The organism is Staphylococcus pseudoxylosus (assembly GCF_044794325.1).
Taxonomy (GTDB): domain Bacteria; phylum Bacillota; class Bacilli; order Staphylococcales; family Staphylococcaceae; genus Staphylococcus; species Staphylococcus pseudoxylosus.
This window is the reverse complement of sequence record NZ_CP085025.1, coordinates 35,395-44,019: the sequence shown is the minus strand read 5'-3', so window position 1 is coordinate 44,019 and position 8,625 is coordinate 35,395. Positions and strand designations below refer to the sequence as shown.

Sequence of the window (8,625 nt, the reverse complement as noted above, 5' to 3'; positions counted from 1 at the left end):
AATAAAAACCTCATTTCCACTTTTTTGGATTGAGGTAATAAAACAATTTTTACGTAAGTTATATGTTTTGTGCTTGCACTTAGATGATTAGATATATATAATACAAGTATCAAAAAATATATAAACAAACGAATGCGAATCGTTTTATTACCGAGAGTCGATGCTATTGGCGTAGCATCGACTCTTTTAATATTCATTAAAGTAATATTAACACTTTTAAGGTCGTATATAAAGCGTTTTAAGTGTAGTTAAAAGTAAATTATAACCTCAAAATGATAGAATTTATTAATTAGGTGACTAATTAGGCACTGAAAATATCTTATAGGCACCTAATTAGGCGCTTAGGTAGTAAAATAGGTAGTAAATTTAGGCGGTAAAAGATGAAAAAATATTTGTTAGGTGGTAAAATTTAGGTACTAAATTAGGTACCTAAGGGTGGATGTTATGAAAACTATTAAAATGGTTGCTGATGAATTGGATGTAACTAAACAAACTATTGTTAATAATGCTAAAAGCTTAAATATATCTTTTGAAAAAGAAAATGGAATTAATTATATTAATGATAATGATTGTTTGAAAATTATAGAAAAAATCACTAAGAAAGAAAGTACAACGCAAAATAAAGAATCAGTAAAAAAAGAAATGTTTGATGAAAATAATGCAGAAGTTGAAAAGCATATATATAATAATTCAAATAGTTCTGAGACATTAAAAACAAAAGCAAATGAATTAGAAAAGCAAATAGAAATCTTTGAAACTAGAGCTAAAAATGATGAAAAATATATTGAGAATCTAACTAAACAACTAGATCAACAAAATAGCAATGTTAATACATTAAATAAACTGTTGGAGAATCAACAAATATTAGCTTTAGAAAGTAATAAAAAGATTCAAAAACTAGAAAACCAATTAGAAGAAGAAAGACAGCTTAATTATTCTTTTGATACAGCGACTAATGATAGACAAAACGTTAATCCGCAAGAAGCAACTTTTACTGAAGAATCTCAAAATATCAACCAGCAACAAAAGAAAAGCCAACCAACAAAAGCAGAAGTAAATCATAAGGATATAACTGAAAAGAAAAAGGATGACAGTACAAACGAAGAAGTATTAGCGAAAGATGATAAACCACCTGAAGGAATAGAGAGTGGGCCTGATGATAGGGAAGCAGAACCACCTAAAAAGGGGTTTTGGAGTCGTTTGTTTGGTAGTTAATATAATTAATTAGGCACTAAAAGGTTATCACCTTTTAGTGCCTTTTATATAGTGAAAACTTCTGATAATCATCGATTATGTTAATAAATGCAAAATCAAACAGAACTTTTTTAATGTTAGCAACAATTTTTATTACCATTTTCTTTTTTCTCATTATTTTCGTCTTTTTTGTCTGTTTTCTCTTCAATTTCAACTGAACAACATGACTGTTCTTGAGGTTTTAATTTTTTTAATGCGTCTTTGATACCCATTTACTTCACCTCCTTAAATGATTAAGTTAACAATTAGACCAGTAGCAATAGCTACGACTAAAATTGCTATAACAAAAGATATTACAAATTTCTTTTTAAATAATTTAGATAACAATACAACTTCAGGAATACTTGCTCCTGCGCCACCTATAATTAATGCTACGACTGTTCCCAGTGACATACCTTTAGATACTAAAGCTTCAGCTATAGGAAGCATTGTTTCTGGTCTAATATACATAGGTATACCAATAACAGAAGCAATAATAACAGAGATAATACTATCGCCACTCGCATATTGTGTTATAAAGCTTTCTGGAATAAATCCATAAATAAATGCACCGATAAATACACCAATAATTAAATAAGGTAACATTGGATATAGGAAAGCCCAAGCATCATTTAGCGCTTGCTTAACACGAGATCCTGATTTATTAGTGAAAAATCCATCACCTTTGACATTAACGCCTTTATAACTCTCTGCTAAATTCACTTTTGAAAAAACAAGGCCAGTTAAAATGCTGAATATCGCTAATACAACAAAATAAACAACAGCAACTTTCCAACCTAATAGAAGCCAAAGCATAAATATCATGAGTGGATTCATGAGTGGGGAAGCGATTAAGAAACTCATAGCTGGACCAAATGGAACTTTTGAGTTTAATAATCCGGCAAGAATAGGAATAGTGGAACAAGAACAAAATGGTGTAATAGCACCAAAAATCATTCCTAATACATAGTTGGTTGCTTTATTTGGTTTGCTTAAAAGCTTTTGTATTTTATCTTCTGATACTACTTGTTGAATTAGACTTACAATAAAACTTACAACTATAAATAATGCTAACAATTCAAAAAATAACATTAAAAATGTTTTTATGAATTCGATGATTGAATCTGTCATTAGCATAACTCCTCTGAATTTATTTAATCAACTTTTTTTGATATATAAATTAAAAAAAGTTGATTAATATGATGTGTAAGAAGATAAATCCTATAATATTTTACAGCAAGTATCTTCAGTTAATACAACTTGAATTTGTGCTTCATTGATTTTGTAGTAGTTCCAAGTACCGTGTTTTTCAGGTATTAAAATCTGTGCACTTACTAATTTTTTTAAATGATAAGAAATTTTAGATTGTTTTAAATCTAATAACGCTTCTAAATCACACACACATAATGATTTATTAGAACTCTGACTAATTTGATTTAGTATTTTCAATCTGTTTTTGTCGGCAAGTGCATTAAACATGTTTTCATAAAAATCTAATTGTTGATCTTCATTCATATCAGTTTTTGCTTTAATAACTTCCATAAAAAGAACACCTCTTTTTTATAATATTTGATTAGAGTTTATATTATCTTTATTTCAATTCTTGTATTGCTTGTTTGTAGTTATTTTCTGTTGATTCACCATACTGATGAATATTACCTTTAAAGAACTCCTTCTCCATATATATTGTAGCTTCTTTTAAAGTGACTTCTCTTGATACCATAACAAGATTTAAATAACTTACAAAGTAACCAACAGTTAAAGTACTTGCATGGTTTACTCGCAATCAAGCACACCTCCTTATTGTCAAAGTAGTTTTATACCATTTAATACATCAATTTTTTTTGATATATTAAATATAAATCAATATATATATTATCGCAAGAAAAAACCTATAATTTTACATAAACTTAGGTATTTCTCACAGAAATATTAAAATAATTTCTTCATAAATTGTATTATTAAGAATTAAATTTAGTGAAATTTTTAAAACTCAAATCAATACATAGACACTAATCTATATAGATGCTAATCTATGGTAGTAAAATAATTAATGAGGTGAGTATAATGTTAAATATTGAAATATACGAAGAAGCTATGTGCTGTTCTACTGGCGTATGTGGTCCAGAACCGGATGAAACACTAATAAAGACGAACCAAATCAATGAATATTTAAAACAAAATCAAATAGAAGTTCAACGTTATAATATGAGTAATAATCCGAATGAATTTATTAAAAATAAAGAAGCTATTCGTTTAATTCAAGAAAAAGGTAATGAAGTTTTACCAATCACTTTTATAGAAGGCAATATAGCTAAAACGGGTACTTATATTACCCAAGAAGAAGCCGATGAAATTATTACGGTTAATCAGATGAGAAATGGAGGATGCTGTGGTGGAGATGGATGCTGTTAAATACTTAAATAAATTGAATTTAGATAATGTTGAGTTAACAAAATATTTGTTTTTTACTGGTAAAGGTGGCGTAGGCAAAACGACGATATCAAGTTCTATTGCTTTAAACTTAGCAGAGAATGGAAAGAAAGTAGCTTTAGTAAGTACTGATCCAGCTAGTAATTTACAAGATGTATTTCAAATGGAATTATCTAATAAATTAACTACATATCAACCTATACCTAATCTCTCTATAGCCAATTTTGACCCGATTGCTGCTGCAGACGATTATAAAGCACAAGCTATAGAACCTTATGAGGGTATTCTACCAGAAGATGTGCTTTCTGAGATGAAAGAACAGTTAAGTGGTTCGTGTACAGTTGAAGTAGCAGCATTTAATGAATTTACAAATTTTTTATCCGATAAAACTTTAGAACAAGAATTTGATTTCATTATATTTGATACAGCTCCAACAGGTCACACCTTGAGAATGCTTGAATTACCTTCTGCATGGACAGATTATTTAAATACAACGAGTAATGACGCTTCTTGCTTAGGTCAATTATCGGGTTTAAATGAAAATAGAGGTAAATATAATTCAGCACTTGAAAAACTACGTAACCAAGACGATACGACCATGATCTTAGTTGCGAAACCTAACCACTCTTCTATATATGAAATTCAAAGAGCGCAACAAGAATTACAACAACTATCAATTTCTAAATTCAAAGTAGTCATTAACAACTATATAGAAGAAAGTCACGGTTTAATTTCGAGTCAGATGAAATCAGAACAAGATAAAAACATTAATCATTTTACTGAATGGTTAAATAACAATCATGCTTATTACGTTCCATATAAAAAGCAGAAAGAAGAAGGTATAGAAAGTTTAACTAATCTATTAAATGATGATAACTTAATTGAAAATGATGACTTTATTGTTGAAGATCATCCGCAATTCAATAAATTAATAGATGAAATTGAAAATAGTAAAGTTCAATATTTATTTACAATGGGAAAAGGTGGCGTTGGTAAAACGACAGTAGCAACGCAATTAGCTACAGAATTATCTAATAAAGGACATCGTATTCTTTTAGCAACGACTGACCCTACTAAAGAAATTAATGTTGAAACCACAAGTAATTTAAATACTGCTTATATTGATGAAGAACAAGCATTAGAAAAGTATAAAAAAGAAATATTAGCCACAGTGAATGATGATACACCACAAGACGATATTGATTATATTATGGAAGATTTAAAATCACCTTGTACAGAAGAAATAGCATTTTTCAAAGCCTTTAGTGACATTATGGAGAATCAAGAAGACATGGATTACGTAATTGTAGATACAGCTCCTACAGGCCATACCTTGTTGTTACTTGATTCTAGTGAAAATCACCATAAAGAACTAAAGAAAAAATCAACTCAAACTACCAGTAATGTTGAAACGTTATTACCTAAAATTCAAAATCAAGATTTAACACAGATGATAATCGTAACACTAGCAGAAAAAACACCTTATTTAGAATCTAAACGTTTAGTAGAAGATTTAAATAGAGCCGATATAGGACATAATTGGTGGGTCGTTAATCAATCATTAGTTACGCTAAATCAACGTGATGACCTTTTTAGTAACAAAAAAGAAGATGAATCGATTTGGATAAACAAGATTAAAAATGAAAGTCTTAATAATTACTTTGTCATACCTTATGGAGGGTTAGAATAATGAAAAAAATTGTTATCATTGGTTCAGTTGCTGCCGGTACGAGTGTCGCGGCTAAAGCAAGAAGAAATAGTGAAGATGTTGAAATTACCGTTTTTGATAAAGGTAGTGATATTTCGTATTCCGTATGTGGTATCCCCTACTATATAGGAGGTAATGTATCTGATATTGATGAACTCACGCCACGAAATGCTAAATGGTTTAAAGAACGCTTTAATATAGATATTTATACAGAATATGAAGTGAATAAGATAAATGATAGTGATCAAACAATAACAGTTACTAATTTAGTAAATGATGAAAAGATGATTCAAAAATATGACGAATTAGTATTAGCAACAGGTTCATCGCCTAAAGAACTCCCTCAATTAAATAGCGAAGAATATAATAATGTGTTTAAAGTTAAAAATATTAATGATGCCAAAGCAATTTATAATTATATTAATGACCATGATGTTCAGAATATAACAATCGTTGGCGGTGGATTTATTGGTTTAGAGATGTTAGAACAATTATCTAATTACAACACTTCAATTGTTCAACGTAACACTTTTATGCCTCATTTAGACTACGATATGAGTTTTATGATTCAAGAATATATTGAAGATAAAGCTAACGTATATACCTATAATGAAATTGACATTATTGATTATGATGAGAATCATACGATAAATAGAGTCAGCTTAAAAACTGGCGAATTAATTGATACAGACTTAATCATTATTGGGATTGGTGTCACACCAAATACTAAATTAGCTAAAGAAATTGGTATTAATATTGGAGAATCTGGAGCAATACAAACCAATAAGTATTTGGAAACAAATATTCCTCATATATATGCAATTGGTGATGCAGCAGAAAGTTATAATTTAATTACTGGTAATCCTATATATAGACCGCTAGGTTCTACAGCAAATAAAATGGGTCGTATTTTAGGAGATCGATTAACTGGTGGAAATCTAGAACATAAAGGCATTTTAGGCACAGGCATTGTCCGTATCTTTGATATGACAATTGCCCAGACAGGTTTAACCGAAAAAGAAGCTGTTGAGTTAGAAATTGATATTGATGTATTACACAATGTGAAACCGAATCGTCCAGAATATATGCAAGGTCAAGAAATGGTAATTAAAGCTATATTTGATAAAAATAATTCTAAATTACTTGGTGCGCAAATAGTTGGGTATGAGGGCGTAGACAAGAGAATTGATGTACTAGCTACTGCTATAACATTTGGTGCCAAAGCAGAAGATTTATTTCATTTAGATTTAGCATATGCACCTCCTTTTTCTACAACTAAAGATCCTGTTATTTATACAGGGATGATTGGTCACAATATTACTCGGGGACGTAAAATTATAACGCCTGAAGAAGTCGTAAAACAAAAAAATGATTTATTGATTTTAGATGTACGTTCTCCAAAGCAATTTGAAGTTGATCATGTTGATGGAGCGATTAACGTCCCATTGAAAACGTTGAGAAGTTATGCAAAAACGTTAGATGAAAATCAAACAATCGTGACTTATTGTAATAAAGGTACTACTGGTAATGCTGCACAAAACGTACTTATTAATTTAGGCTTTAAACAAGTATATAATTTATCAGGTGGCAATAAAAATTATCAACGATATAAAAGATTTCAAGTAGAAAGGGAGAAGAAAAATTGAATTATAATGAGATATCACAATACTTGAAAGTGATTGCTGATAGTAGCCGTCTTGAAATATTAGATTTGTTATCTTGTGGTGAATTATGCGCTTGTGATTTATTAGAGCATTTTTCTTTTTCTCAACCCACATTAAGTCATCATATGAAAGTATTAAAAGACAATAATTTAATTACATCCAGAAAAGATGGTAATAAAAATTTATACAAATTGAATCATGACGTATTGGATGACGTTACATCACGACTGACTCTATTGAGTTCCAGTACTGTCCCATGTATATGTGAAACAGTAGAGAAAGGTGAGTGTTAATGATGACGATATTAGCAATCACAATATTTGTATTAACGTTAATTTTTGTTATATGGCAACCTAAAGGTCTAGATATTGGTATTACTGCATTAATTGGTGCTGTAGTTGCTATAATCACTGGGGTTGTAAGCTTTTCAGACGTACTAGAAGTTACTGGAATTGTTTGGAATGCGACCTTAACTTTTGTTGCAGTTATTCTTATTTCACTCATATTAGATGAAATTGGCTTCTTTGAATGGTCTGCTATACATATGGTGAGAGCATCAAAAGGTAGCGGATTGAAAATGTTTATCTTTATCATGCTATTAGGTTCAGTTGTAGCAGCTTTCTTCGCAAATGATGGAGCAGCTTTAATACTTACTCCTATTGTTTTAGCTATGGTTCGTAGTTTAGGATTTGATAAAAAAGCGATATTTCCATTTATTATTGCTAGTGGTTTTATAGCTGATTCTACATCATTACCGCTCATTGTCAGTAATTTAGTTAATATTGTTTCCGCAGATTATTTCGATATTGGATTTATTGAATACTTCAGTAAAATGATTATACCTAATATATTCTCATTGATCGCAAGTATTCTTGTTTTATGGTTATATTTTAGAAAGTCTATTCCAAAAACATTTAATGCAGTAAACATTAGAGAACCAAGAGAAGCGATTAAAGATAAAAAACTTTTTAACATCTCGTGGATCGTACTTGGTATATTACTCATTGGTTATTTAATAAGTGAGTTTATAAATATTCCAGTATCCATTATTGCTGGTATCATTGTTTTAATATTTGTATTATTAGCGCGTAAATCTAAAGCCGTGCATACGAAACAAGTAATTAAAGGTGCGCCATGGAATATTGTTTTATTCTCTATTGGTATGTATCTCGTCGTATTTGGTTTGAAAAACGTGGGCATTACAACACTTCTTGGTGATGTACTAACAAACATTTCAAGTTATGGCTTATTTAGCAGCATTATGGGTATGGGCTTTGTAGCTGCATTCCTATCCTCTATTATGAATAACATGCCAACCGTTTTAATAGATGCAATAGCAATTGGTCAATCGAGTGCTACAGGAATATTAAAAGAAGGTATGATTTATGCGAATATTATCGGATCTGATTTGGGGCCTAAGATAACACCAATTGGTTCGTTAGCCACACTTCTTTGGTTACACGTACTAACTCAAAAAGGTGTCAAGATTTCTTGGGGAACCTATTTTAAGACCGGAATTATTATCACAATCCCTGTTTTATTTGTAACCCTATTAGGTCTATATTTAACACTAATAATTTTTTAAAA

10 protein-coding genes are annotated in these 8,625 nt (G+C 30.0%); 6 read left to right on the top strand and 4 right to left on the bottom strand.

Annotation, left to right across the window (positions count from 1 at the left end; all coding sequences use genetic code 11):
* The first annotated feature begins 444 nt into the window (after positions 1-444).
* Entirely contained in the window at positions 445-1,215 is a 771-nt protein-coding gene (locus tag LG295_RS13975) for a DUF536 domain-containing protein (protein ID WP_208182363.1), read from the top strand.
* Between the two features lie 116 nt (positions 1,216-1,331).
* Here the strand turns inward: LG295_RS13975 and LG295_RS13970 are convergent, their stop codons facing one another.
* From LG295_RS13970 to LG295_RS13955, 4 genes are all read right to left on the bottom strand, one after another.
* The gene (locus LG295_RS13970) at positions 1,332-1,466 is read right to left on the bottom strand and encodes a hypothetical protein (RefSeq protein WP_002509686.1); all 135 of its coding nucleotides are present in this window, start codon (positions 1,464-1,466) and stop codon (positions 1,332-1,334) included.
* A 13-nt stretch (positions 1,467-1,479) separates the two neighbouring features.
* Positions 1,480-2,364, bottom strand: coding sequence for a permease (locus tag LG295_RS13965; protein WP_404476943.1), 885 nt, complete (start codon positions 2,362-2,364; stop codon positions 1,480-1,482).
* Positions 2,365-2,454: 90 nt separating this feature from the next.
* On the bottom strand, positions 2,455-2,775 hold the full coding sequence (locus tag LG295_RS13960) for an ArsR/SmtB family transcription factor (protein WP_404476940.1): 321 nt from the start codon (positions 2,773-2,775) through the stop codon (positions 2,455-2,457).
* Positions 2,776-2,824: 49 nt separating this feature from the next.
* Positions 2,825-3,019 carry a hypothetical protein gene (locus LG295_RS13955; RefSeq protein WP_123145478.1) on the bottom strand — a complete coding sequence of 65 codons (195 nt, stop codon included), beginning with the start codon at positions 3,017-3,019 and terminating at the stop codon, positions 2,825-2,827.
* 281 nt (positions 3,020-3,300) lie between these two features.
* Between LG295_RS13955 and arsD the strand changes: the two genes are divergently transcribed.
* Genes arsD through arsB form a run of 5 tightly spaced genes read left to right on the top strand, consistent with a single transcriptional unit; the run spans position 3,301 to position 8,623 of the window.
* Positions 3,301-3,648 carry an arsenite efflux transporter metallochaperone ArsD gene (gene arsD, locus LG295_RS13950; RefSeq protein ID WP_013730043.1) on the top strand — a complete coding sequence of 116 codons (348 nt, stop codon included), beginning with the start codon at positions 3,301-3,303 and terminating at the stop codon, positions 3,646-3,648.
* Entirely contained in the window at positions 3,635-5,356 is a 1,722-nt protein-coding gene (arsA, locus tag LG295_RS13945; protein ID WP_173020196.1) for an arsenical pump-driving ATPase, read from the top strand. The genes arsD and arsA overlap by 14 nt, the downstream gene beginning before the upstream one ends.
* The gene (locus tag LG295_RS13940; protein ID WP_046466206.1) at positions 5,356-7,020 is read left to right on the top strand and encodes an FAD-dependent oxidoreductase; all 1,665 of its coding nucleotides are present in this window, start codon (positions 5,356-5,358) and stop codon (positions 7,018-7,020) included. Before arsA ends, LG295_RS13940 begins: the two co-directional genes overlap by 1 nt.
* The gene (locus tag LG295_RS13935) at positions 7,017-7,331 is read left to right on the top strand and encodes a metalloregulator ArsR/SmtB family transcription factor (RefSeq protein ID WP_002509693.1); all 315 of its coding nucleotides are present in this window, start codon (positions 7,017-7,019) and stop codon (positions 7,329-7,331) included. The genes LG295_RS13940 and LG295_RS13935 overlap by 4 nt, the downstream gene beginning before the upstream one ends.
* The gene (gene arsB / locus LG295_RS13930) at positions 7,331-8,623 is read left to right on the top strand and encodes an arsenite efflux transporter membrane subunit ArsB (protein WP_210139595.1); all 1,293 of its coding nucleotides are present in this window, start codon (positions 7,331-7,333) and stop codon (positions 8,621-8,623) included. The genes LG295_RS13935 and arsB overlap by 1 nt, the downstream gene beginning before the upstream one ends.
* Positions 8,624-8,625: the final 2 nt, after the last annotated feature.

What these genes read in the sequence shown, in the direction of transcription:
- arsA (WP_173020196.1), top strand. Translation starts at nt 3,635, where the DNA reads ATGGATGCTGTTAAATACTTAAATAAATTGAATTTAGATAATGTTGAG.
- LG295_RS13965 (WP_404476943.1), bottom strand. Translation starts at nt 2,364, where the DNA reads ATGACAGATTCAATCATCGAATTCATAAAAACATTTTTAATGTTATTT.
- LG295_RS13960 (WP_404476940.1), bottom strand. Translation starts at nt 2,775, where the DNA reads ATGGAAGTTATTAAAGCAAAAACTGATATGAATGAAGATCAACAATTA.
- arsD (WP_013730043.1), top strand. Translation starts at nt 3,301, where the DNA reads ATGTTAAATATTGAAATATACGAAGAAGCTATGTGCTGTTCTACTGGC.
- LG295_RS13940 (WP_046466206.1), top strand. Translation starts at nt 5,356, where the DNA reads ATGAAAAAAATTGTTATCATTGGTTCAGTTGCTGCCGGTACGAGTGTC.
- LG295_RS13970 (WP_002509686.1), bottom strand. Translation starts at nt 1,466, where the DNA reads ATGGGTATCAAAGACGCATTAAAAAAATTAAAACCTCAAGAACAGTCA.
- LG295_RS13975 (WP_208182363.1), top strand. Translation starts at nt 445, where the DNA reads ATGAAAACTATTAAAATGGTTGCTGATGAATTGGATGTAACTAAACAA.
- arsB (WP_210139595.1), top strand. Translation starts at nt 7,331, where the DNA reads ATGATGACGATATTAGCAATCACAATATTTGTATTAACGTTAATTTTT.